At 75.8% G+C, this 23,893-nt stretch carries 18 protein-coding genes; 8 read left to right on the plus strand and 10 right to left on the minus strand.

The annotated features are described in order from the left end of the window. Positions 1-105: 105 nt before the first annotated feature. Complete coding sequence (locus ACFQ8E_RS00660; protein ID WP_430548633.1) at positions 106-1,716, minus strand: ATP-binding protein; 1,611 nt, start codon at positions 1,714-1,716, stop codon at positions 106-108. After that, positions 1,713-2,450, minus strand: a complete 738-nt coding sequence (locus ACFQ8E_RS00665; RefSeq protein ID WP_430548634.1) for a response regulator transcription factor — start codon at positions 2,448-2,450, stop codon at positions 1,713-1,715. The genes ACFQ8E_RS00660 and ACFQ8E_RS00665 overlap by 4 nt, the downstream gene beginning before the upstream one ends. 106 nt (positions 2,451-2,556) lie before the next feature. Between ACFQ8E_RS00665 and ACFQ8E_RS00670 the strand changes: the two genes are divergently transcribed. Next, positions 2,557-3,807, plus strand: coding sequence for a winged helix DNA-binding domain-containing protein (locus ACFQ8E_RS00670; RefSeq protein WP_430548635.1), 1,251 nt, complete (start codon positions 2,557-2,559; stop codon positions 3,805-3,807). A gap of 15 nt (positions 3,808-3,822) precedes the next feature. On the opposite strand, the gene ACFQ8E_RS00675 is transcribed toward ACFQ8E_RS00670, so the two are convergent. From ACFQ8E_RS00675 to ACFQ8E_RS00705, 7 genes are all read right to left on the minus strand, one after another. Further along, positions 3,823-4,437: an NYN domain-containing protein gene (locus tag ACFQ8E_RS00675; RefSeq protein WP_430548636.1), complete on the minus strand. Its 615-nt coding sequence runs from the start codon at positions 4,435-4,437 to the stop codon at positions 3,823-3,825. A 112-nt stretch (positions 4,438-4,549) separates the two neighbouring features. Next, the gene (locus tag ACFQ8E_RS00680; protein WP_430548637.1) at positions 4,550-5,302 is read right to left on the minus strand and encodes a PspA/IM30 family protein; all 753 of its coding nucleotides are present in this window, start codon (positions 5,300-5,302) and stop codon (positions 4,550-4,552) included. Between the two features lie 101 nt (positions 5,303-5,403). Continuing rightward, positions 5,404-7,470, minus strand: coding sequence for a TPM domain-containing protein (locus tag ACFQ8E_RS00685; protein WP_430548638.1), 2,067 nt, complete (start codon positions 7,468-7,470; stop codon positions 5,404-5,406). A 73-nt stretch (positions 7,471-7,543) separates the two neighbouring features. Beyond that, positions 7,544-8,566, minus strand: coding sequence for a TIGR03557 family F420-dependent LLM class oxidoreductase (locus ACFQ8E_RS00690; protein WP_430548639.1), 1,023 nt, complete (start codon positions 8,564-8,566; stop codon positions 7,544-7,546). 52 nt (positions 8,567-8,618) lie between these two features. Further along, a complete protein-coding gene (locus ACFQ8E_RS00695) occupies positions 8,619-10,307 on the minus strand; it encodes a DNA repair helicase XPB (protein WP_430548640.1) in 1,689 nt (562 codons plus the stop codon). 94 nt (positions 10,308-10,401) lie between these two features. Further along, positions 10,402-12,924, minus strand: coding sequence for a helicase-associated domain-containing protein (locus tag ACFQ8E_RS00700; protein WP_430548641.1), 2,523 nt, complete (start codon positions 12,922-12,924; stop codon positions 10,402-10,404). A 106-nt stretch (positions 12,925-13,030) separates the two neighbouring features. Next, positions 13,031-13,954 carry an NAD-dependent epimerase/dehydratase family protein gene (locus ACFQ8E_RS00705; RefSeq protein WP_430548642.1) on the minus strand — a complete coding sequence of 308 codons (924 nt, stop codon included), beginning with the start codon at positions 13,952-13,954 and terminating at the stop codon, positions 13,031-13,033. A gap of 122 nt (positions 13,955-14,076) precedes the next feature. Between ACFQ8E_RS00705 and ACFQ8E_RS00710 the strand changes: the two genes are divergently transcribed. The 5 genes from ACFQ8E_RS00710 to ACFQ8E_RS00730 all read left to right on the plus strand — a co-directional run bounded on the left by ACFQ8E_RS00710 (position 14,077) and on the right by ACFQ8E_RS00730 (position 20,173). After that, the gene (locus tag ACFQ8E_RS00710; protein WP_430548643.1) at positions 14,077-14,790 is read left to right on the plus strand and encodes a TetR/AcrR family transcriptional regulator; all 714 of its coding nucleotides are present in this window, start codon (positions 14,077-14,079) and stop codon (positions 14,788-14,790) included. Positions 14,791-14,956: 166 nt separating this feature from the next. Next, the gene (locus ACFQ8E_RS00715) at positions 14,957-15,340 is read left to right on the plus strand and encodes a cold-shock protein (RefSeq protein WP_430548644.1); all 384 of its coding nucleotides are present in this window, start codon (positions 14,957-14,959) and stop codon (positions 15,338-15,340) included. A 73-nt stretch (positions 15,341-15,413) separates the two neighbouring features. Further along, positions 15,414-16,319 carry a DUF3027 domain-containing protein gene (locus ACFQ8E_RS00720; RefSeq protein ID WP_430548645.1) on the plus strand — a complete coding sequence of 302 codons (906 nt, stop codon included), beginning with the start codon at positions 15,414-15,416 and terminating at the stop codon, positions 16,317-16,319. Next, positions 16,316-19,531 carry a sacsin N-terminal ATP-binding-like domain-containing protein gene (locus ACFQ8E_RS00725; protein WP_430548646.1) on the plus strand — a complete coding sequence of 1,072 codons (3,216 nt, stop codon included), beginning with the start codon at positions 16,316-16,318 and terminating at the stop codon, positions 19,529-19,531. Before ACFQ8E_RS00720 ends, ACFQ8E_RS00725 begins: the two co-directional genes overlap by 4 nt. A 33-nt stretch (positions 19,532-19,564) precedes the next feature. Next, positions 19,565-20,173 carry a TIGR00730 family Rossman fold protein gene (locus tag ACFQ8E_RS00730; protein ID WP_430548647.1) on the plus strand — a complete coding sequence of 203 codons (609 nt, stop codon included), beginning with the start codon at positions 19,565-19,567 and terminating at the stop codon, positions 20,171-20,173. 12 nt (positions 20,174-20,185) lie between these two features. Here the strand turns inward: ACFQ8E_RS00730 and ACFQ8E_RS00735 are convergent, their stop codons facing one another. Beyond that, entirely contained in the window at positions 20,186-20,443 is a 258-nt protein-coding gene (locus ACFQ8E_RS00735; RefSeq protein WP_430548648.1) for a DUF2530 domain-containing protein, read from the minus strand. 246 nt (positions 20,444-20,689) lie between these two features. Here ACFQ8E_RS00735 and ACFQ8E_RS00740 point away from each other — a divergent pair, with 246 nt between their 5' ends. Both ACFQ8E_RS00740 and ACFQ8E_RS00745 read left to right on the plus strand, forming a co-directional pair. Further along, positions 20,690-22,198, plus strand: coding sequence for a sugar transferase (locus ACFQ8E_RS00740; RefSeq protein ID WP_430548649.1), 1,509 nt, complete (start codon positions 20,690-20,692; stop codon positions 22,196-22,198). Between the two features lie 97 nt (positions 22,199-22,295). Next, positions 22,296-23,759 (plus strand): NCS2 family permease, encoded by a 1,464-nt coding sequence (locus ACFQ8E_RS00745; RefSeq protein WP_430548650.1) that lies wholly within the window; start codon positions 22,296-22,298, stop codon positions 23,757-23,759. The last annotated feature ends 134 nt before the right edge of the window (positions 23,760-23,893 follow it).

Below are 23,893 nucleotides of genomic sequence, written 5' to 3' on the forward strand. Positions count from 1 at the left end.
TCGGTCGTCGGACTCGGACTGTCCTCCTCCTCGTCAGACTACGACCGCGGGGCGACATCGCACCGCGGTGAGGGTGCTGGCCACGCCTTCTGGTCAGCCTTCCGGTCAGGCGGAGGAGGACGACGCGCCATCGTAGCCGTCCGCCGACGGGAGAAGAACCCGCACGGTCATCCCGCCGCCGGGCGTCTCGCTCACCGACACGTGGCCCTGGTGCGCGCCGACGATCGCCGCGACGATCGCCATCCCCAGGCCGGAGCCGCCGGACTCCCGGTTCCGCGACGAGTCCGCACGGTAGAACCGCTCGAACACGCGCTTCGACTGCTCCGGCGTGATGCCGGGGCCGTGGTCGCGCACCTCGACGACGGCACCGCCGTCGGGCGCCCGGCCCGCTGCCAGCTCGGCCGGCGAGCCGGCCGGTGTGTGCCTCGCCACGTTCCCCACGAGGTTGGTCAGCACCTGGCGCAGACGGTCGGCGTCGCCGGTCACGACGAGGCCGGACGGCGCGGGGGAGCCCGGCGCGAGCCCGGTCACCGTGACCTCGCGCGTCGGGTCCAGGGCGTGCAGGTCCTGGGCCGCGTCGCGGGCCATCGCGGCGAGGTCCACCGGGTCCTTGCGCATCGGCCGGCCCTCGTCCAGGCGGGCGAGCACCAGCAGGTCGTTGACCAGCGTGCTCATGCGGCGCGCCGAGTCCTCGATGCGCCCCATGGTGTCGTCCACCTTGTCCGGGGTGTCCAGCGCGCCCAGCCGGTACAGCTCGCCGTAGCCCTTCACGGTGGCCAGCGGTGTGCGCAGCTCGTGGCTCGCGTCGGAGACGAACCGGCGCATGCGGCGCTCCGACTCCTCCTGCGCGGAGAACGCCTGCTCGATCTGCGCCAGCATCGTGTTCAGGGACGCGGACAGCGAGCCCACCTCGGTCGACGTCGGGCGCTCGGGCACGCGCTGCGACAGGTCGCCCGCGGCGATCTCCGCCGCCGTCGTCTCGATCTGGCGCAGCGGCCGCAGCGACCGGTGCACCAGCAGGAACGAGATCGCGCCGCCGAGGATGACGATGCCGAGCGCCGAGAACAGCAGCGAGCGCGTGAGGTAGGCGACCGTGTGCTGGACCTCCGCCAGGGGCAGGCCGACGTAGACGGCGCCCTGGATGGTGCCGGACGAGCCGTACGGCAGGGCGACGACCCGCCAGTCGCCGGGCTCGGTGCCGCCGACCGAGGCGACGGTGAAGGGTTCGAGGCCACGGTCGACGACGGCCGAGACCGGCTCGTCCGGGATGTCGGGGATGCCGTACTTGTCCTGAGTCGCGGGCCACACGGTGGGCTCCGAGGTGGCGCCGTCGGCGTCGCGCAGGATGACGACGTACTCGCTCGGCGCGCGCTGCGCCAGGTCGCCGGAGGAGTTGAGCGTCATGTTCGCCACGCCCTTGGCGGACTGCGTGAGCTGCTGGTCCGTCTGGGCCACGAGGTAGCCGGAGACGACGGTGCGGGTCACCACGGCGGCCAGGATCAGCCCGGCCGCCAGCACCAGGACGGTGATCGTGACCAGCCGGGTGCGCAGGGGGAGCCGCTCGAGCCACGTCCACGGCGCGGACCGCGGAGCGGACCGGGGTGCGGGCTCCGGGAGGGGCGGCGTCGGGCCCGACCGCGGGTCAGCAGGCAGGGCCCGGCCGTCCGCCGTCGTCCCCGGGGCCGTGACCGGGGCGCCGGGCGTGGGCGTGCTCATCGCGGCGCCTGGGGCGCCCGCAAGAGGTAGCCGACGCCGCGCTTGGTGTGGATGAGCGGCGGCAGCGTGACGTCGTCGCCGTCGGGGCCGGTGACGGAGAGGTTGTCGATCTTGCGGCGCAGGTAGGAGATGTAGGACTCGACGATGTTCGCGTCGCCGCCCCAGTCGTACTGCCACACGTGGTCGAGGATCTGCGCCTTGGACAGCACGCGGCCGGCGTTGAGCATGAGGTAGCGCAGCAGCTTGAACTCGGTGGGGGACAGGTCGATCTCGACGCCGGCGCGGCGCACCTCGTGCGAGTCCTCGTCGAGCTCGAGGTCGCCGACGCGCAGGACGGCGTCGTCCTCGGGCTCGCCCGCGTGCGTGCGGCGCAGCACCGCGCGGATGCGGGCCACGACCTCCTCCAGGCTGAACGGCTTGGTGACGTAGTCGTCCCCGCCGACGGTGAGCCCCTGCACCTTGTCCTGCGTGTCGTCGCGGGCGGTGAGGAACAGCACGGGGGTGTGCCGGCCGGTGGAGCGCATGCGGCGGGTCACGGTGAAGCCGTCCATGTCGGGCAGCATCACGTCGAGCACGACGAGGTCGGGCTCGACGTCGCGGACGAGCTGCAGCGCCCCGTTCCCGTCACCGGCGGCGTGGACCTCGAACCCGGCGAAACGCAGGGACGTGGACAGCAGCTCGCGGATGTTGGGCTCGTCGTCCACGACGACGAGACGTGCCTCGGGTGCGCTCATGACCTCAGTGTGCGACCGGGGTCTGAGCGTTGCCTGGGAAGGGGCTCGGACGGCGCTGGTGCGCCGGGCGGGCGCGCGTGTGGGTGGCCGCGCCCATGATGGCGGGGTGCGGATCACGGGGGAGCAGCGCCGGCGGCGCCTGGTCGTGCGACAGCTCGCGCTCGGCGCGGACCTGCCGGGGTCGCCGGCGGCGAGGACGCCGGAGGAGGTCACGCGGAGGCTGGTCGCCCTGCACGCGACGGACGCGCCGAGCGTGCACCTCGCGGTGCTCGCGCGGGTGCCGGGGCTCGGGCTCGATGACGTGCGCGACGCGCTCTTCGAGCGGCGCAGCCTCGTCAAAGTCCTGGGTATGCGGCGCACGATGTTCGTCGTGCCGCGCGACCTGGTACCGGTCGTGCACGCGGCGGCGTCGGCCCCGGTCGCGGCGCGGCTGCGGACGCGGCTGCTCAAGGAGCTCGCGACGCTGCCCACCGACCCGGCCGTCGAGGACCCCGAGGCGCTGGTCGCGGCCGCGGAGGCGCAGGTGCACGCCGCGCTCGCCGCCGGGCCGCTCGACGGCGCGGAGCTCTCGCGGGCCGCGCCGCTGCTGCGCACCGCGTTCCTGCCCACCACGGACAAGGCGTGGGACGTGCGCCGCACCATGACGTCGCCGCTGCTGTCGGTGCTCTCCGCGGAGGGCTCCGTCGTGCGGGGCGAGCCCCGCGGGGCGTGGTCGTCGCCGCGGCACGTGTGGTCGCCGATGACCGACTGGTTCCCCGACGGGATCCCCGCGATGGACGAGGAGGCGGCCCGCGTCGAGCTCGCCCGCGCGTGGCTCGAGGCGTTCGGCCCCGCCACGGTGGCGGACCTCCGGTGGTGGACCGGCTGGAACCTCGGGCAGGCGCGCCGGGCCGTCGCCGCCCTCGACGTGCGCGAGGTCGAGCTGGAGGTCGGCCCGCCCGGTGGGGACACCGTCGTCGCCGACGGGGTCGTGCTGCGCGCCACCGACCTGGACGCCGACCTGGATCCCGCCCTGGACGACGTCGTCGGCGGTCACGCCGCGCTGCTGCCCACCCTCGACCCCACCACGATGGGCTGGACCGCCCGCGACTGGTACCTGGGTCCGCATCGCCCGCAGCTCTTCGACAGCGCCGGCAACGCGGGCGCCACGGTCTGGTGGCAGGGCCGGATCGTCGGGGCGTGGATCGTGCGGCCGGACGGCGAGCTGGTCTGGCGGCTGCTCGAGGACATCGGGACCGACGGCGAGGCAGCCGTCGCCGCCGAGGCCACCCGGCTCCACGAGGCGCTGGGCGGCAGCACCTTCACGCCCGGCTACGTCACCCCGGTGTACCGGGAGCTGCTCACCGCCGACACGTGACGCACCGGCGGGCTGTCAGAGGTAGCGCAGCGGGTCGAACTCGTCGAGCGGGATGATCCGGACGCGCGGCAGCGGGGCGGTGAACGCGTCGGCGTCGCCCTCGAGGTCGAACATCTGGAGCCCGCGCTCGGAGAGCTGCGAGAACTGCCCGTTGACGAACTCGCGGAACGCCAGCAGGCCCACCCGCCGCTCGTCGCCGAGCAGGGCCTCGATCTGCGGCAGGAAGTCGCCGTCGTGGCTGGCGAGCAGGACGTCGCCGTCGCGGTCCGCCAGGGCCTCCAGCGTGCGCTGGATACCGACGTCGACGACCTTCTCCGTGCCGGACGAGGCCAGCGGGATCGGCTTGTAGCCCATCGCGAGCAGCGCCTGCACGAACGCCATCGGCATCTGCCCGCTGCTGGCGTTGAGGAAGAACAGCGGCACGACGTCCTGGTCCCACAGCTTCTGCGCGAACGTCGAGATGCGGTCCCAGCGGGGGCGCTCCTCCGGGTTCGGCCGCCGGTTCAGCACGTTCATGCCCAGCGTGGCGTCGATGTTCTCGCCGTCCACCAGGAGGTAGGTGCGGCGGCCCGTGGCCTGCTCGGGGGCGGGCGCGCTCGCGGGGGCCGGGGCGGTGAAGGCGGGAGACATGCCTCTCAGGGTATCCGTGTCGGCTGCCGGGACGGTGCGCGGCCCGGCGAGGCAGGGGAACTACCTCGCCGGGCCGCGCACTACCTCGCGGGGTCTCGTGCTACCTCGCGGGTCAGGCCGGGTCGGACGGGGAGATCTGCGGCGCCGGCGCGTTGCCCGCCTTGAGGGCGGCGAGCCGGGCCTCGAGCTCGATGTCCTTGTCGGACGCCTCCAGCTCGGCGAACTGGGAGTCGAGGGACGCCGCCGCGACCTCGGCCTGGCCCATCGCCATGGCCTCCTCGCGGCGCACGGTCTCCTCGTAGCGGGCCAGCTCGCTGGTCGGGTCGAGCACGTTGATGGAGCTGATCGCGCCCTGCACGGTCTGCTGCGCCTGCGCCGCCTTCTGGCGGGCGACGAGCTGGTCGCGCCGGGACTTGAGCTCGCCCAGCTTGTCCTTCATCGCGGCCAGGCCGGTCTTGAGCTTCTCGACCGTGACGCGCTGCTGCTCGATCATCGGCTGCGCCGTCTTGACCTCGGACTCGGCGTCGAGCTGCTTGCGCAGCGCCACCTTGGCGAGGCTGTCGAACTTGTCGGCGTCGGCCGTGTTGCCGGCGGACCGGTACTCGTCGGCCTTGCGCGACGCGGCGAGGGCCTTGGTGCCCCACTCGCTCGCCGCCTGGACGTCCTCGTTGTAGTCCTGCTCGGCGAGGCGCAGGTTGCCGATGGTCTGGGCGATGGCCTGCTCGGCCTCCGCGATGTTGTTCGTGTAGTCGCGGACCAGCTGGTCCAGCATCTTCTGCGGGTCCTCGGCGCGGTCGAGCAGCGCGTTGATGTTCGCCTTCGCGAGCTGGCTGATGCGCCCGAGGATGCTCTGCTTCTGCGTCATGGTCGTGCTTCCTTCCGTCGCCCTGCTGAGATGGTGTGCCGTCGTCGTGTGCCTGCCAGAACGTGCGCCGCCCCGGACCGGTTCCGGCCCGTACGACGGGGTCAGAAGCGGCCGCCGCGCGACCTCCCGCCGCGGCCGCCGCCGCTGCTCCGGCCGCCGCCGAACCCGCCGCCACCGCGGCCACCGCCGAAACCACCGCCATAGCCGCCCCGGCGTCGGCCGCCCCCGTAGCCGCCGCCGAACCCGCCGCTGATGCCGCCGCCGGACCCGCGCAGCACGGAGTCGAGCAGGATCCCGCCCAGCACCATGCCGCCGACGTTCGGCCCGCCCTGCCCGCCCTGGTTCGCGCCCCACGACGAGGTGTCCTGCTCCGCGAGCTGCGTCGCCTGCTGGGCGTACCGCTCGGCCTGCTGGGCGCGCTCGAGGGCCGCCGTCGGGTCCTGCGACTGGAGCGCCTGGGCCTCGGCGACGAGCCGCGCCGCCTCGGCCAGGCGGGTCCGGGCCTCGGGGCCGACGGCACCGCGCCGCGTCGCGACGTAGTCCTGCGTGGCGCGCACCTGCGAGTCCACGCGGCCGAGCGTGTCGCGCAGCAGGGCGCGGGCGCGGGCGTCCGCCTCCGCCTTCTCGCGCGCCGGGGCGAGCGCGGTGTCCAGGGCGGCCTCGGCCGCGGTGAGCCGGTGCAGCGCGGCGAGCGGGTCGCCCCCGGACCGGGCCTCGCGCGCCTGGGTCATCGCGGACTCGGCCTCGGCGAGCGCGGCGGCCACGGCCGCCCGGTCCGCCTGGCCGTCGCCCGCACCGCCGGCGGGCACGAGGCGGGCGGCGTCGGCCACGTCCTGGCCGATCGACGCGAGACCCTTGTCCAGGTCGGCGCCGGCCGTGGCGAGCTGCGCGCCCGCCTGGTCGACGGCGTCGAGCAGCGTCGCGGCCTGACCGAGCGCGTTCTGCGCCGCCCGGAGGTGGGCGACCGAGGCGGCGCGGGTGCGGCCGGTGAGGGCGGTGCGGCCCGAGGCGACGGCCTCGCGGGCGTGCGCCACGAGGGCGGTCGCCTGGTCGGGGTTGCCGCGGACGGAGGCGAGCGCGGAGGCCGGGTACGACGCCGCGAGCCCGTCGAGCGTCTCGCGCGCCACCGGGACGCGGGCCTCGATCTCGCCGGCGCGCTGCTCCGTCTCGTCCAGCAGCTCGGGGGCCCGCTGCTGGAGGGCGCGCAGCTCGTCGAACGCGTCGGTCTGCGCATCGAGCGACGCCCCGGCGTGCTCGGTCAGCTCGAGGATGCCGGCGAGCAGCTGGCGGCGGCGCGGCTCGCTGTCCGGAACGTCGTCGTCGAGCTCCTGGCGCAGATGGAAGGCTTGCCCGACGTCGGCCTTCGCGACCTCCAGAGCCGCGGAGAAGTCCTGGGTGGCCTCCAGCCCGAACTCCGCCTGGGCGAAGCCCAGCTCCTGCTCCGACGTGCGCAGGGCGTCGTCGATCTCGACGAGCGCGGTGCCCACGCGGCGCTCGAGCTCCTCGGTCGGCACGGCGGACAGGTCGCCCGGACCGGCCGGGGCGGCGGTGCCCTGCTTCCTGCGGCGCGACCGGACCCAGAGCCAGCCACCGACCCCGCCCGCCACGGCGACGCCGCCCACCGCGGCCGCCACGCCCCAGCCGCCGCCGGAGGACGTCGTGCCGCCGGTGCGGATCGTGTCCGCGGCGGCGATCGCCGCGCCGGCCCAGTCGTCGTCGCGCAGGTGGTCCTCGGCGACCTGCTCCACCTGGTCGAGCTGCGCGTCCGAGAGGCCGTTGTTCGTGTCCACCGACAGCCCGTACGCGCGGTCCTGGGTGGCGACGGCGAGCAGCAGGTCGTTCACCCCGAGGCCCGCGTCCGTCGCGGTGCGGTTCGCCCAGTCGCGTCCGTCGGTGCCGTCGAACGAGTCCACGTAGACGACGAACAGCTGGTACGGCGTGTCGTCCGCGAGCTGGTCGAGCGAGGCCTGCACCTGCGCCACGTCGCCGTCGTCGAGCACCCCCGACTGGTCGGTGATCTCGCTGTCGAGCTGGGTCAGGGGAGGGACGGCGGAGGCGCTGAGCGCGAGGACGGCGGCGCCGGCGAGCGCCAGCACCAGGGCCAGCACGCACGCACCGACGGCCGCTGCGGCGCGGCGCGGCGCAGCGGGGGCGACACGGGGATTCACGACCCGATCGTGTCGCGCGCGGGCATCCGACGCAATTGCGGCACCGACGCCGGCCCGCCCTCCGGGCCGGGCATCAGGGCTCGACGCCACCCTCGACGCCGCCCTCGACGTCGCCCGGGGCGGCGGACCGCAACCGCTCCAGGAGCGGGCCGGCCGCCTCGTCGAGGAACTGGCCCTGGCGCTCGTCCCCGATCTGCACGAGCGCCAGGTCCGTGAACCCCGCCTCCCAGTAGGCGGAGGCGGCCTCGACGACCGCGTCCAGGTCCGGGCCGCACGGGATCGAGTCCGCGACGTCCTCGGGGCGGACGAACGCGGTGGCGCGGTCGAAGGCCTCGGTGGTGGGCAGGTTGGCGTTCACCGGCCAGCCGAGGCCGAACCAGCGGAACTGCTCGTGCGCGCGGGCGATCGCCGCGTCCCGGTCCGGGTCCCACGAGATCGGCATCTGGCCGATCTTCCGCGACGGCGGCAGCGCCGCGTCCTCACGGACGGCGTCCCACCGCTCGACCAGGCCAGCCTTCGGCTCGGTCGCCACGAGGTGGTCGGCGAGCGGCGCGAAGTGCTCGACCGACTGCCGGCCCGAGACGGCCACGCCGATGTCGACCGGCTCGTCCGGCAGGTCCCACAGTCGCGCCGAGTCCACCTGGAAGTGGTCACCGCGGTAGCTGACGAGGTCGCCGCTGAAGAGCACGGAGATGATCTCGACGGCCTCCGCCAGCAGCTCGTGCCGCTCGTCGACGGCGGGCCAGCCGGCGCCGACGACGTGCTCGTTGAGGTTCTCGCCGGCGCCGAGGCCGAGGGTGAACCGGCCGTCGGAGAGCAGCCCGACCGTCGCCGCCTTCTGCGCCACGACGGCCGGGTGGTAGCGCAGCGTCGGGCAGGTCACGTACGTCATGAGCCCCACGCGCTCGGTCGCGTGCGCCACGGCCCCGAGCACGCTCCACGCGTACGGGGAGTGGCCCTGCGCGTCCAACCACGGGAAGTAGTGGTCGCTCATGACCTCGAAGTCGAAGCCGGCCCGCTCGCCGCGCACCGCGTACTCGACGAGGCGCTTCGGGCCGGCCTGCTCGGTCATCAGGGTGTAGCCGAAACGGGTCATGCGGCCACCGTGCGACGGCGGGTGGATGCCCGCACGCCGTCGTCGTCCCGGACTACCGCGCGGCGTCGGGGGCCTCGAGGTCCTCCGCGTCGACGATGCGGTACGCGTAGCCCTGCTCGGCGAGGAACCGCTGCCGGTGGGCGGCGAAGTCCTGGTCCACGGTGTCGCGGGCGACGACGGCGTAGAAGTGCGCCGTCCGGCCGTCGGCCTTGGGCCGCATGACGCGCCCCAGCCGCTGCGCCTCCTCCTGGCGCGACCCGAACGACCCGGACACCTGGATCGCCACGGACGCCTCCGGCAGGTCGATGGAGAAGTTCGCGACCTTCGACACCACGAGGCGGCTGATCTCGCCCTCCCGGAAGGCGGCGAACAGCTTCTGGCGCTCGCGGACCGTCGTCGCGCCCGTGATGAGCGGCGCGTCGAGGTGCTGGCTGAGCTCCTCCAGCTGGTCGAGGTACTGGCCGATGACGAGCACCTGGTCGTCCGGGTGCTGCGCGACGATCCGCTCGACGACGCGGTTCTTGCCCGGCGCGCACGCGGCCAGGCGGTACTTGTCCTCCGGCTCGGCCGTCGCGTACACCATCCGCTCGTGCTCGGGCAGCGTGAGGCGCACCTCGACGCAGTCGGCGGGCGCGATGTAGCCCTGCGCCTCGATGTCCTTCCACGGGGCGTCGTAGCGCTTGGGGCCGATGAGGCTGAACACCTCGTCCTCGCGCCCGTCCTCGCGCACCAGCGTGGCGGTGAGGCCGAGGCGCCGGCGCGCCTGCAGGTCCGCCGTCATGCGGAAGATCGGCGCGGGCAGCAGGTGCACCTCGTCGTAGAGGATGAGGCCCCAGTCGCGGGCGTCGAGCAGCTCGAGGTGGCTGTACACGCCCTTCCGCTTGGTGGTGAGCACCTGGTACGTGGCGATCGTGACGGGCTTGATCTCCTTGCGGGAGCCCGAGTACTCGCCGATCTCGTCCTCGGTCAGCGTGGTGCGGCGCACCAGCTCGTCGCGCCACTGGCGGGCGCTGACGGTGTTGGTCACGAGGATGAGCGTGGTGGTGCCGGACTTCGCCATCGCGCCCGCGCCGACGATCGTCTTGCCGGCGCCGCAGGGCAGCACGACGACGCCGGAGCCGCCGTGCCAGAAGCCGTCCACGGCCTGCGCCTGGTAGGGGCGCATCTCCCACGTCTTCGGCTGCTCGTGCGGGGTGCGGGGGTGCGTGGGGGAGGCCAGCGCGATCTCGTGCTTCTCGCCGTCGACGTACCCGGCGAGGTCCTCGGCGGGCCAGCCGAGCTTCACCAGGACCTGCTTCAGATGGCCGCGCTCGGACGGGTGCACGACGACGGTCTGCTCGTCGACGTGGTCGCCCACCAGGCCGGCGGTGCGCTTCGACTTGAGCACCTCGGCGAGCACGGCCCGGTCCGTCGACTCGAGCACGAGACCGTGCGTGGGATGCGTCGCGAGCGTCAGCCGTCCGTACCTCCCCATCGTCTCCGCGACGTCGATGAGCAGCGCGTGCGGCACCGGGTACCGGGAGTACTCGATGAGCGTGTTGACGACCTGCTCCGCGTCGTGGCCCGCGGCGCGCGCGTTCCACAGCCCCAGGCTGGTGAGCCGGTAGGTGTGCACGTGCTCCGGCGCGCGCTCCAGCTCCGCGAACGGCGCGATGGCGCGGCGCGCGTCGTCCGCGCGCGGGTGGTCCACCTCCAGCAGGATGGACTTGTCGCTCTGCACGATGAGCGGGCCGTCGGTCATGCGGCTCCTTCCGAGGGGTGGCGATCCAGGGGCTGGACCCGAGGCGTCAACGTCGTGGGCGGGCGCGCTTGTTCCGTGGCGGCGTCCGGCGAGGTCAGCCGTCCACCGGCTCCACGCCGGCGATGCGGTGCACGGCGACGGTGAGCTCCGCCTCGCGCGCCGGGTCCAGCGCGCGCAGCCGGCCGCCGTCGAGGCGCAGCGGCTTGAGCGCGCGCCGCTCCAGCGTGCCCGACGCGCCGACCATCTCGATCCACACGACGCGGCCGTCGCGCAGCGCGTCGTGCAGGGTGGCCAGCGCGTCGCCGGGCTCGGCGGCGCGAGGGCGGCCGCCCGTCGCGGTGGCCCGGCCGCCGTTCGCGGGCCCCCGCGGGGTCGTCCCGACGGCGCCCGACGGTGCGGCGCGGTGCGCGCCGGCCAGCCGGTCCACGGCCGTCTCGTCGCCGGCGTCCGCGGCGCGCAGGCGGGCCACCAGGTGGGCGCGGGCGTCGTCCGACGTCGCCTCCGGCTCGGCGACCGGGCCGCGGCGCGGGTCGCGCGGGGAGCGGTCCGGACGCGGCGGCCGGCGCAGGCGCGCGCTGAGCACGCGGCCGTCGGGGCCCTCGACGGCGGAGAGCAGGCCGCGGGCACGCAGCGCGTCGTGCAGCTCGACGGCGGGGACCGTCGCGGCGAGCACCGTGGGCGCCAGCCGCACCAGGCCCAGGTGGGCGAGCCGAGGGTCCGCCACCAGCCCGGCGAGCACCGCCGGGTCCGCCGCGCGCACGTACGAGCCGGCCGACCCCACCCGCAGCGACTCGTGCCGGCGCGCCGTGTCGCGCACCAGGTACTCCAGCGGCTGCGGCACGGGCACGCGGGAGCGGCGGGCGAACGCGTCCAGCAGCTCGTCCGCCGTCGTGCCGTGGTCCAGCGCGCGCGTCACCGACGACGGCGAGAAGCGCACCGTCGTCGCCGCCCCGCGCGACTCCACGTCGGCCGACCGCTCCAGCAGGAGGGCGAGGGCCTGCGACGGCCGGCCCGGCACGATGCCGGTGAGGTCGCCCTGCAGCAGCACCTCGTCCACCTCCGGCGGCAGCGCCGCGCGCAGCGCCGCCTCCAGGTCGTGCGGGGCGTCCGACCCCTGCGGGGTCAGGTGGGCGAGGACGGCGGCGCCGGGGCCGGACAGCGCCCCCGCGCCCGTCGCGCCGAGCAGCGCGGCCTCCGTCAGCAGGCCGGCGACCGCCTGCTCCGGGGGCACCGTGCGCGGAGCGTGCCAGCGCAGCACGGTCATGACGGCGTCGACGTCGAGCGCCGTGCCCGGCTGCGCCGCCAGGACCTGCAGCACCTGACGACGCAGCCGCGGCACCCAGCCGCGGTGCAGGTCGCCGGACAGCGGCGCCCGCAGGTTCCCCTTCTCGTCGCGCGAGCCCACCAGCCACGGCGTGCGTCGCGAGCCCGACCACGCCGCCGCGAGCAGCGCCCAGCGCTCGGCGTCGTCCATCACCTCCCAGCGGTCGGCGACGGTCGTGGGCCGGTACGACGGCGGCGCCTCGCCGTCGTCGGCCACCACGCCCGCGGCGGCCGCCAGCTCGACGACGAACGCCGTGTCCGCCTCGTCGGCACCGAGCGCCTGGGCCGTGCGGCGCAGGTCGCGCACGCCGAGGCCCCCGCTGCGCAGCACCGCCGGCGCCGTGTCGTCCCAGGCGGCGACCAGGAGGTCGACGCGGCGCACGAGCTCGAGCGCGGCGCTCGCGGCCTCCGCGTCGACGACCACCTGCGGCACCGCGCGGCCGTCCGGCCGGGGCGGCGCGGGCTCGGGGGAGCGGTGCGTGCGACCGCCGCGCAGCGCGAGCCCGACGTCGCGCGGCAGCGTCACGTGCCGGGCGTCCGTGCGCAGCAGCAGCCGCGCGTCGACCAGGGCGTCGACGGCCGCGCGCGCCGGTGTCCCCGGCGCCGGGACCAGGCCGATCGGCGGGCCCCACGTCAGCGCGTCCAGCACCTCCTGCCCGCCGCGCGGCAGGTCGGGCAGGTGCGGGCCGCTCGCGTCGCTGCCTGCGGCGCTTCCGGGCCCGGTCGGCGACAGGGAGGGACGGGAGTCGGGGCGGACGGGTCCGAGGCCCGCCGGGTGCGGGCCGAGGACGTCGTCCAGCCCGGGCGCGGGGCGCAGGTCCGGGCGGCCGGGCTCGCCCGCGTCCCACAGCAGCGCCGCGGTCAGCGCGTCGGCGAGCGATCGCTCGACGGCGGACCCGCCGTCGAGCGTGCTCCCGCCGTCGTCCGTGTCGTCCGTGTCGTCCGTGTCGTCGGTGTCGTCGGTGCCGTCGGCGCCGACCGCGTGCCGCACGTCGTCAGGGGACACCGGGCCGTCCCCGGCGAGCGCGACGACGGCCTCCAGCGCCTGCAGGGTGCGGGCGTCCGCGTGCGCCAGCGCCCGCTCGAGGGCCGTGCGGCTCGACGCGCGGGCGGCCAGCGACCGCAGTGTGGACGGTGACGGGGTGGCCAGGTCGGGCCGGGCGCGCAGCAGCGCGAGCAGCTCGGCGTCGTCGCGGCCGCGGATCGCCTCGGTGAAGGTGCGGGGCGCGCCCGTGGTGCCGGCGCCGTCCGCGACGTCGGCCTCCGCCGTGCGCCGGGGCGACGTGCTGGCCATCTGATCGATGCTACGCGCCGCCCCCTCGTCGCCGAACAGGTCGTTGTGCACCGAATACGGACTCAGAACGTGCGCAACTGCCTGTTCGGCGACAGCCCGATGGTCGTCAGCCCCGGGCCGTGCGGCGGCAGACCTCGTCCCACGGGGTGGGCTCGAGGCCCCAGCGGTCGCGGGCGGCGGAGTCGTCGAGGACGTACGGCCGCTCCCACTGGTAGCCGAGCTGGCGCAGCTCGCGCAGGAACGGGGAGACGGCGGAGACGGCGGCGAGCGCAGGGCCCCGCAGCGAGCGGACGGGGACGGGCGGGCGCCCGGCGGTGGCGAGCACGTCGGCGAGCGTCTGCGCCTGGGTGCGGGGCGCGTTGCTCGGCACGTGCCAGGTGCGGCCGTGCGAGCCCGGGTCCTCGGCCGCCGCGACGAGCGTGCGCGCGACGTCGCCGACGTCGGTGAACGTGTGCGGCTGGTCGGTGCGGCCCATCATCGTCACGGCCCTGCCGCGCAGGGCGGCGGGCAGGACGCGCGAGACGTGCCCGTTGCCGCCGACGCCGGGACCCATGTAGTCGGACGCGCGGACCTCGACGGCGCCGCGCAGCCGGCCCGCCTCGAACGCGTGCCGGGCGTCGGACCACAGCCGGGCGCGCAGGCGGCCCTTGTGGTCGGTGGCCGCGTCGGGCAGGTCCTCGGTCATCGGCCCGTCGACCGGGCCGTACGGGTAGAGGTTGCCGGTGATCGCGTAGACGGCGCCCGTGCGCTCGGCGGCGGCGAGGAACGCGGCCGCGAGCGGCGGCCAGGCGCGCTCCCACTGCGTGTAGTCGCCGGGGTTGGCGCAGTTGTACAGGACGTCGGCACCGTCGGCCGCGCGGCTCAGGGCGTCGGCGTCGGAGGCGTCGAGGGCGGCGTGCCCGACCCCGGCGATCCCGGTGTCGCGCCCGCTGCGGGTGACGACGGTGACGTCGGAGCCGCGCTCGGCGAGCAGGGCGGCGACGTGCCGGCCCACGGGCCCGGCGCCGACGATCAGGTGACGGTCGGTCATGACTGGTGCTCCAATCCGAGAGCGGTGCTCTCTGTCTGGTCGATCGTGGCACGCCGCCGACCGCCTGACAAGAGCGATGCTCTCGTTGGTGACGACTGCTCTCGCGTGACAGGCTGAAGCCCATGGCCGACGCTCCCCGCACCGCCCGCGCCCTCGCCCGCGAGACGCTCACCCGCGAGATCCGCGCCGCAGCCCGCGCCCGCCTCGCGACCGACGGCCCGGTCGCCCTGTCGCTGCGCGCCGTCGCGCGCGACGTCGGGATGGTCTCCTCCGCCGTCTACCGCTACTTCCCCAGCCGCGACGCGCTGCTCACCGCGCTGATCGTCGAGTGCTACGACGAGCTCGGCGCCGCCGTCGAGGACGCGGACGCCGCGGTGGCCGACCGCGACGACGTCGCCGCCCGCTGGCTCGCCGCCTGCCGCGCGCTGCGGGCGTGGGCCGTCACGCACCCCGCGGAGCTCGGCCTGCTGTACGGCACGCCGGTGCCCGGGTACGCCGCGCCCCGCGACACCGTCGACCCGGCCACCCGCGTCGTCCGCGTGCTGGTGACCGTCGTGGCGCGCGCCCACGCGGCCGGCGCGACCCCGCGGCCCGCGCCGGACGGTGCCCGCGACGCCACCGCCGTCGTCGACCCGGCACGGCGGTTCGTCGCCGAGCGAGGGATCGTGCAGGACGCGCCCACGGAGCTGGTCGCCCGCACGCTCATGGCCTGGACCACCCTGTTCGGCACCGTGTCGTTCGAGATCTTCGGGCACCTCGTCGGCTCCGTCGCCGACCCGGAGGCGTGGTTCGACGCCGTCGCCCTCCGCCTGGCCGCCGACCTCGGCATCCGCTGACGACGCCGGGCCCGGGGCGCGGACCCGGACCGATGCGGCACCCTGCCGCACCGGCCGGTAGCCTGAGCCTCTGGCCGTGTGCCGGGCGCGCGCCCGTGCACCGGCCGGATCCGGCTCCGCGCACCGGCGCGGGGCCGTAGTCGACGACGAGCACGAAGAGGTTCAGGTGCCCACCGGCAAGGTCAAGTGGTACGACGCGGAGCGCGGGTTCGGCTTCATCGCCAGCGAGGACGGTGGGGAGATCTTCCTGCACGCGTCCGCGCTGCCCTCGGACGTCGAGGGCGTCAAGCCCGGTGCCCGGGTCGAGTTCGGTGTGGCCGACGGCCGTCGCGGCCCGTCCGCGCTGTCCGTGAAGCTCCTGGACCCGGCACCGTCGGTGGCCAAGGCCAAGCGCAAGGCGCCGTCCGAGATGGCCGGCATCGTCGAGGACCTCATCAAGGTGCTCGACCGCGTGGGCGACCAGCTGAAGCGGGGCAAGTACCCGGACGCCGCGGGGGGCAAGCGCGTGGCCACGCTGCTGCGCGCCGTCGCCGACGACCTCGACTCCTGACGCTCCGGCCGACGACCACGCCCGAGACGAGGGCCCGAGACGAGGACATGACGAGCACGAAGAGGACGAGGACATGGTGACCGCTGCCGCTGACGCCCCCGCACGCACGACGCGGGTCAGCTCCCGCGCGCGCAAGGACGCCGTGCTGCTCGGCGCGGTCGACCTGGCACGCGAGGCCGCGCAGGAGGGCGCGTCGTCGCCGTCGGACGTCGGCGAGCACCTGGGCGCGGTCGCCGAGGGCGAGCGCCTCATGTCCCACCGGTTCGCCGCGACGATGCCGGGCTACCGCGGCTGGCACTGGACCGTGACGCTGGCGCGCGTGCCGCGCGGGAAGGTCGCGACGGTGTGCGAGGTCGAGCTGCTGCCCGGCGACGACGCCCTGCTCGCGCCGGCCTGGCTGCCGTGGTCGGAGCGCCTGCGCCCGGGCGACGTCGGTCCCGGCGACACGCTGCCGTTCAAGGCCGACGACCCGCGCCTCGAGCCCGGCTGGAAGGCCACGGGCGACGAGGAGCTCGACTCCGTCGCGATCGACGAGCTCGCCCTCGCGCGCGAGCGCGTGCTGTCCCCGCAGGGCCGTGACGAGGCCGCCGAGCGCTGGTACCGCGGCTCGCGCGGCCCGACGGCGCCGGGCGCGGTCGCCTCGCCCGCGGAGTGCACGACGTGCGGCTTCCTCGTGCCGCTCCAGGGTCCGCTCGGCCAGCTCTTCGGCGTCTGCGCCAACGCGTGGTCGCCCGACGACGGCAAGGTCGTGTCGCTGGACCACGGCTGCGGCGCGCACTCCGAGACCGACGCCCCGCACCCGCCGAGCGACTGGCCGGCCGACGCGCCGCTCATCGACGAGCTCCGGGTGGAGGCCGTGACGGTCGAGCGGCGCGCGCCGCAGAGCGACGCGCCTGCCGACACCGCCGACGCGGCCCGTGACGGCACGACCGACGTCGCGGAGGCGGACGCCGCTCCCGAGCGCCCCGTCGCCGAGTGACGGGCGACGTCTTCGGGACCGCCGCGCTGCGGCACGCGGTCACGGAGGCGTGGCTCGGGTCGGGCACGCGCTTCCGGGAGGACGCGAACGCGGAGGAGGACCATGCGCGCGGCTACTACCGCGACCGCGTGGTGACCGAGCTCGCGCAGAACGCCGCCGACGCGGCCGCGCGGGCCGGTGTCCGCGGGCGGCTGCTGCTGCGCCTCACCGAGCTCACCGACGACCCGCGCGGCGTCGCGGTCCTCGTCGCCGCCAACACCGGCGCCCCGCTGACCGCGGAGGGCGTCGCGTCCCTCGCGTCCCTGCGCGCGTCGGCGAAGACGGGCTCCTCGGCGGCGGAGTCCGCCGAGCCCCCCGCGGGGACCTCCGCCGAGGTGGGCCGCTTCGGCGTCGGCTTCGCCGCGGTGCGGGCGGTCGCCGACGAGGCCACGGTGCGCTCCACCACCGGCGGCGTGCGGTTCTCCCTCCCGGCGACGCGCGACCTGCTCGACGACGTCGCCCCGGAGGGCTCGCCGCTGCGGGACGCCGTCGCCGGGCGCGGCGACGACCTGCCGGTGCTGCGCCTGCCGTTCCCGGCGCCCGCGCTGGGCGAGGCGGCCGACGGGGCCGACGGGACCGACGACGTGGGGGACGGCTTCGCCACCGTCGTCGAGCTGGTGCTGCGCGACGCCGACGCGGCGGCGTCCGTGCGCGCGCAGCTCGACGCCGTCGACGACGCGCTGCTGCTCGCGCTGCCCGCCCTCGCCTCGGTCGCCGTGCACGGCGACGACGGGCGGACGCGGGTGCTCGCCGACGTCGACGACCGGTGGGCGGTGCTGCGCCGGTCGGGCGCGGTGGCCGACGACGAGACGGCGGACCTTCCCCGCGAGCAGCGCCGCCCGCGCTGGACCCTCGCGTGGGCGGTGCGCCGGCACGCGGGCACGCCGGGCGACGGCGCGGCGGCCGACCACGGCGCCGTGCTGCACGCGCCCACGCCGACGGACGTGCCGCTGACGTTCCCGGCGCTGCTGGTGGCGTCGTTCCCCGTGGACCCGGGCCGCCGGCGCGTGCTGCCGGGGCCGCTGACCGACCGCCTCACGGCCGAGGCCGGCCGCGCGTACGCCGACCTGCTGGCCGGGCTGGCGCACGAGCGGGGCGCGGACGTGCTCGACCTCGTGCCCGGCGGGATGCCCGCCGGGGACCTCGACGCCGCCGTCCGCGAGTCCGCCCTCGACGCGCTGCGCTCGGTGCCCCTGCTGCCCGCGCCGCCCGACACGTCCGCGGGCGACGACGCGCCCGTCGCGGCCAGGGTCGCCCCCGCCGACGCGACGGTGCTGGTGGGCGCGGCGGGGGACGACCCGCGGCTCGTCGGCGTGCTGGCCGGCGTCGTGCCGGGGCTGGTGGCGCTCACGACGGTTCAGCAGGGCGTGGCACGCCGGCTGGGCGCGACGCCCACGACGCTCGCCGACGTCGTCGCCGAACTGCCCGGCGGCCTGGCCCCGTCGCGCTGGCACGCGCTGTGCGACGCGCTCGAGCCGTACGCCGTCGACCCGGGGGTGCTGGAGGCGCTGGCCGGCGCGCGCGTGCCGCTCGCGGGCGGGCGCACGGCGTCCGGGGTGCGGGGCACGGTCGTGCTGCCGGAGGACGACGACGATCCCGCGCTCGCCGCGGTCGCCCGGACGCTGGGCGTGCGCGTGGTGCACCCGGACGCGGCGCACCCGCTGCTGGTGCGGGCGGGGGCGTCGTCCACCAGCCCGCGCGCGCTGCTCGACGACGCGGGGGTGCGCGCGCTCGCGCTGGCGGCGTCGGAGGCGCTGCTCGACGGCGCGCCCGAGGTGCCGGAGACCGGCGCGGTCGCGGCGCCCACCCTGGTGGGGCCGGTGGACGAGGGCCCGCGCGAGGTGGTGCAGAACGTGCTCGCGCTGGCGCGCCTGGCACACGCGGGCGGCGGGCAGGACTTCCCGTTCTGGCTCGGCGAGCTGCCGGTGCCGACCGAGGACGGCTGGCGCCCCGCGCGCGAGGCCGTGCTGCCCGGGTCGTGGGCGGCCGGGGCGATGCCGGGGCTCGCACCCGTCACGCGCGCGGCCGTCGCGTACTACCCCGCCCCGCTGCTCGTGGCGCTGGGCGTGCGGGCGGACGTCGACACGTACCGCGTCAGCGACGTGCTCACGCCCGACCCCGCGGACCCCGAGGCCGAGCACGGGCCGGACGACCCGGCGGGCTGGCTGTCCGGGTGGGAGGACTACCTGGAGTTCCTCGCCGGCCGGCTCGGACCCGGCGTCGACGTCGGGGACGTGGAGGCGGTCGCGGACCTCGACGCGGTGGGCGACAGCGACACCGACGACGCCGACGACGCCGACGACACCGACGAGGCGGACGCCGACCCGTGGGGGCCGGTGCTCGCCGCGCTCGTCGCGGACCCGGACGCGCGCCGCGCGCTCGTCACCCCCGTGGCCGGGGCGCCGTCGTACACGGCGTGGTGGCTGCGCGACCGCCTGGGCGCGCCGTTCGCCGCGCACGACGGGGTGCCGCTGCTGCCGCCCGCGCCGCCCGCCGTCGCCGCCCTGGACGCGGAGGCGCGCCGGGCGCTCGGCGTGGTCGACGGCCTCGACCGGCTCGACCCGATGGACTGGCCCGCGGCGCTCGACCGGCTGCCCGACGTCGGCACCTCCGTGCCGCTGCCCGTCGCGCTCGGCGTGTGGCGGGGCCTCGCGGGGCTCGCGGTGCGGCTCGCGCCCGCCGCCCGGGCCGCCGCGCTCGACCCGCTGCCGGACCGGCTGCCCGCGCTCGACGCGAGCGACGTCGTCGTGCGCCGGGCCGACGACGTCGAGGTGGCCGGCACGGCGCGCTGGGCCGTGCTGGGCGCGGTGCTGCCCGTGCCCGAGGCGGAGGTCGCGGCGGTGGCCGACCTGCTCGACCTGCCGGTGGTGGGGGAGGACGGGCTGCCCGCCCCCGACGGGCCGGGCCGCGAGCGGGCGCTCGACGAGCACGTGGCCGCCCTCGACCCGCGGCTGCCCGAGGTGTGGTTCGAGCACGGCCGGCTGTCCGTGGCCGGCAGCCCCGTGCCGTGGTGGGTGGACGCCGACGGGCGCGCGCACGCCACCGACCGGGCCGGGCTCGCCGCCGCGCTCGCCGACGTGCTGGGCAGGCCGGACCGGTGCGCGCTGCTCGCCACGGTGCTCGCCGCGCCGGAGCGCGCCGCCGAGCTCTGGGTCACGACGGCCTGGGGCTGACGGGTCGCCGCCGGGCGTCCGTACGATGTCCGGGTGCTCGAACCGCAGAATCTGACGCCGTCGACCGCGGGCGCGCTGCGCCGCCTCACCCTCTTCACCGGCTCGTCGCCGGGCCGCGACCCGCGGTACGCCGCGGCCGTGCGCGACCTGGCAGCGGAGCTGGCCGGCCGCGGCGTCGGCGTCGTCTACGGCGGCGGCCGCGTCGGGCTGATGGGCGAGGTCGCGGACGCCGCTCTCGCCGGCGGCGGCGAGGTGCTCGGCGTCATGCCGCAGGCGCTGGTCGACGGCGAGATCGCGCACCCCGGCCTCACGCGGCTGGAGGTCGTCGCCGACATGCACGAGCGCAAGCTGCGGATGGGTGAGCTCGGCGACGGGTTCGTCGCGCTGCCGGGCGGCGCGGGCACCCTGGAGGAGCTGTTCGAGGTGTGGACCTGGCAGCAGCTCGGCATCCACGCCAAGCCCGTGGCGCTGTACGACGTCGGCGGGTTCTGGCAGCCCCTGCTCGCGATGGTCGACCACATGGTCGCCGAGGGGTTCCTCGCGTCGGCCTACCGCGACGCGCTGGTCGTCGCCGACACGCCGGCGGCTCTCCTCGACGCGCTGGACGCCTGGCGCGCGCCCGCTGCCAAGTGGGGGCGCTGAGGCCCGGGAGGGTCAGTCCTCGCCGCGGTACTCGTCGCGGTGCTTGCGCTCCCACAGCATGCCGGCACCGCCGAGGAGGACGCCCGCCACGCAGGTGACGACCGCCTCCTGGGTCCCGCGGCCCATCAGGTACACGACGAGCGTCGCGACGAGCGCGACCGCCCACAGGCCGATGCCGCCGAGCAGCACGCGCCGCAGGTCGACGCGCAGCGGCGGCGGACCGGGGCGGCGCTCCTCGGGATGGGTGAGCAGGCGGACGAGCGAGGGCACCCGCTCATCCTATGCCGCGGGACCCGGGACCGTGGCCCGCGGCGGCAGTCGTCCGAGGCACCTCGCCCATGACGCGGGGGCGTGGTTGAAATGCGGGTGAAACCGCAGGTCAGCGGGTGAAAACCCGGTCGGGTGAAAGCCGGGGTGAAAGGGCCCCGGAAGGCTCTCCGCAAGCCCCGTGACGCTCCTACCTTGGTGACGCCACCGTGCACGGGCACGGTGCCCGACCCGGGAGAGGAGGCCGCCGTGATCACCGTCTCGGACATCGGCCAGCCCCTCCGGTCGCGCACCGCCGCGCTGCGGGCCGCGCGCCTCAAGGAGGTGCGGGACTCGTTCCGCGCGGAGTCGTGGCAGACCTCCTACCGCCGCCGCCTGGTGCGCACGGACGTCGTCGTGGTGGTGGCAGCGGCGGTGGCCGCCGCCGTCGTGCGGGGCGTCGCCGTGCACGACCACGTCACGCCCTCGGTGCTGGGGGACCAGCTGCTGTCCGTCGTCGTCCTGGTGACGACGTGGCTCGGCAGCCTGTGGGTCGCCCGCGCCTACGACGTGCGGGTGTTCGCGTCCGGGCCGGCCGAGTACCAGCGGGTGTTCGACGCGTCGTGGCGGCTCGTGGCCCCGCTCGCTCTGCTCGCCCTGCTCGTCGCGCGGCCCGGGATCTCGACGTTCCTGCTCGTCGCGGTGCCCACCGGCATCGTCGCGCTGCTGCTCGGTCGGTGGCTGTGCCGCGGCTGGCTGCACCGGCAGCGCCGGCAGGGCGCGTGCGTCACGCTCGTCCTCGCGGTGGGGCTGCGCGACCAGGTGGAGCGGCTCGTGCACGAGCTCAACGACCGCACCTCCGGGTACCGCGTGGTCGGGGTGTGCGTGCCGACGTCCGACGACGTGCGGCCGGGCGAGGAGATCCTCGGGGTCCCCGTGCTCGGGGACCTGCGCACCGCCGGCACGATGGCGGCCCAGGTGGGTGCGGACTGCGTCGCGGTCAGCGGGTCCGACGCGATCACCGCGGACGTCGTGCGCAAGCTCGGGTGGGAGCTCGAGCCCGCCGGCGTGGACCTCATGCTCACCGCCGAGCTGGCCGACGTCGCGGGGCCGCGCATCACCGTCACCCCCGAGCAGTCGGTGTCCCTGCTGCACGTCGACGCCCCGCGCTTCACGGGGCCGCGGTACGTGCTCAAGTCGGTCGTGGACTGGACGGGCGCCGCGCTCATCACGCTGCTCCTGCTGCCCGTGATGGCGGTCGTCGCCCTCGCCGTGCGGGTCACCAGCCGCGGGCCCGTGCTGTTCCGCCAGGACCGGGTCGGGCGCGACGGCCACACGTTCGAGATGCTGAAGTTCCGCAGCATGCGCCAGGGCGCGGACCGCGAGCACACCGTGCTGACCGGGCCCAGCGACGGCGACGGCGTCCTGTTCAAGCTGCACGACGACCCGCGCATCACCCCGGTCGGGCGCGTGCTGCGCCGGCTGTCCCTCGACGAGCTGCCGCAGCTGTTCAACGTGCTCGCCGGCCAGATGTCGCTCGTCGGGCCGCGGCCGCCGCTGCCCGCCGAGGTGTCGAGGTACGAGGCGCGCGTGCGGCGGCGGCTGCGCGTCAAGCCCGGCCTCACCGGGCTGTGGCAGGTGGGCGGCCGGTCCGACCTGTCGTGGGAGGAAGGCGTGCGTCTCGACGTCTTCTACGCGGAGAACTGGACCGTGTTCGGCGACCTCCTCATCCTCGCCCGCACCGCGAAAGCCGTGGTCACAGGGCGCGGGGCGTACTGACAGGTCGTCGCCTCTCCCGGCGTCGCCGATGTGAAATCCGCGTCACCACGCGGTTTCCGTGCAAGAACCCTTCACAGGATCTGGCACGATTCTGCTCATGGCGAACCAGACCACCGCGCCGCCGCAGGGCGAGCTGAGCGCGATCGACCGCTTCTTCAAGATCACCGAACGAGGCTCCACCATCGGCGCGGAGATCCGCGGCGGTCTGGTGACCTTCTTCGCGATGAGCTACATCATCGTGCTCAACCCGCTGATCATCGGCACCGTGCCCGACGGCACGGGCCAGGTGCTCGGCGGCGGCACCGAGGCCACGCCGGAGACGCTCGGCATGGTCGCCGCCGCGACCGCGCTGATCGCCGGCGTCGCGACGCTCCTCATGGGCGTCTTCGCGAACTACCCCCTCGGCCTGGCCGCCGGCCTCGGCCTCAACGCCGTCGTCGCGTACTCCATCGCCGGCCTGCCGAACGTCACCTGGGCCGACGCCATGGGGCTCGTGGTGATCGAGGGCGTCATCATCCTGATCCTCGTGCTCACCGGCTTCCGTGAGGCCGTGTTCAACGCGGTGCCCGTGGAGCTCAAGACGGCGATCAGCGTCGGCATCGGCATGTTCATCGCGCTGGTCGGCCTCGTCAACGCCGGCTTCGTCGTGCCCGGCGAGGGCACCGTCGTCGCGCTCGGCAACCTCGGCACGTGGCCGATGCTCGTGTTCGTCGTCGGCCTCGTCCTCACCATCGTCCTGTTCGTGCGCAAGGTGCGCGGCGCCATGCTCGTCGCGATCATCACGGCGACGGCGCTCGCCGTCGTCCTCGAGAACACGCTGCACATCGGCGCCAAGAGCGCGGAGAACCCTGACGGCTTCAACCTCAACGCGCCCACCTTCTCGGGCGTGGTCACGACGCCGGACCTCGGCCTGATCGGCCAGTTCTCCCTGCTCGGCTCGTTCCAGAACATCGCGGCGGTGTCCGTGGTCCTCATCGTCTTCTCGCTGCTCATCGCGGACTTCTTCGACACGATGGGCACGATGGTCGCCGTCGGCTCCGAGGGGAAGCTCCTCGACAAGGACGGCAACCCGCCTCGCACGCGCGCCATCCTCGTGGCCGACTCGCTCGCCGCGGTCCTGGGCGGCGTCGGCAGCACGTCGTCCAACACCGCGTACGTGGAGTCGACGACGGGCGTCGGTGCCGGCGCGCGTACCGGCTTCGCCGCCGTCGTCACCGGCGTCCTGTTCCTGCTCGCGACGTTCCTGTCGCCCGTCGTCGCGCTAGTGCCCTACGAGGCCGCCGCGCCCGCCCTCGTCTTCGTGGGCTACCTGATGATGGCGCAGGTCGCGGGCATCTCGTGGCGCAACGTGGAGATCGCCATCCCGGCGTTCCTCACGATCATCATCATGCCGTTCACGTACTCCATCGCCGACGGCATCGGCGCCGGCTTCATCGCCTTCGTGATCATCAAGCTCGCGCTCGGCAAGGTGCGCCAGATCCACGCGCTCATGTGGGTGGCCGCGGCCATGTTCCTCGTCTACTTCACGCTCGAGCCCATCCAGGCGGCACTGGGTCTCTGACGTCGCGCGACGACGTCGCATCCGACGGCCCCGGACGGTCCTCGCGACCGGCCGGGGCCGTCGTGCTGTCCGGGGGTTCCGGCCTCGTCCGACGTCCGGGCGCGACCTAGAGTGAGCGCGGGGCGTCCTGGGGC

The sequence above is a fragment of the Isoptericola sp. NPDC056573 genome, from assembly GCF_042793335.1.
In the GTDB taxonomy this organism is placed as follows: Bacteria; Actinomycetota; Actinomycetes; order Actinomycetales; family Cellulomonadaceae; genus Isoptericola.

Coding starts and splice junctions, on each gene's coding strand:
- ACFQ8E_RS00705 (WP_430548642.1), bottom strand. CDS start 13,954: ATGACCGACCGTCACCTGATCGTCGGCGCCGGGCCCGTGGGCCGGCAC.
- ACFQ8E_RS00680 (WP_430548637.1), bottom strand. CDS start 5,302: ATGACGCAGAAGCAGAGCATCCTCGGGCGCATCAGCCAGCTCGCGAAG.
- ACFQ8E_RS00690 (WP_430548639.1), bottom strand. CDS start 8,566: ATGACCCGTTTCGGCTACACCCTGATGACCGAGCAGGCCGGCCCGAAG.
- ACFQ8E_RS00720 (WP_430548645.1), top strand. CDS start 15,414: ATGGTGACCGCTGCCGCTGACGCCCCCGCACGCACGACGCGGGTCAGC.
- ACFQ8E_RS00675 (WP_430548636.1), bottom strand. CDS start 4,437: ATGTCTCCCGCCTTCACCGCCCCGGCCCCCGCGAGCGCGCCCGCCCCC.
- ACFQ8E_RS00665 (WP_430548634.1), bottom strand. CDS start 2,450: ATGAGCGCACCCGAGGCACGTCTCGTCGTCGTGGACGACGAGCCCAAC.
- ACFQ8E_RS00695 (WP_430548640.1), bottom strand. CDS start 10,307: ATGACCGACGGCCCGCTCATCGTGCAGAGCGACAAGTCCATCCTGCTG.
- ACFQ8E_RS00710 (WP_430548643.1), top strand. CDS start 14,077: ATGGCCGACGCTCCCCGCACCGCCCGCGCCCTCGCCCGCGAGACGCTC.
- ACFQ8E_RS00745 (WP_430548650.1), top strand. CDS start 22,296: ATGGCGAACCAGACCACCGCGCCGCCGCAGGGCGAGCTGAGCGCGATC.
- ACFQ8E_RS00660 (WP_430548633.1), bottom strand. CDS start 1,716: ATGAGCACGCCCACGCCCGGCGCCCCGGTCACGGCCCCGGGGACGACG.
- ACFQ8E_RS00700 (WP_430548641.1), bottom strand. CDS start 12,924: ATGGCCAGCACGTCGCCCCGGCGCACGGCGGAGGCCGACGTCGCGGAC.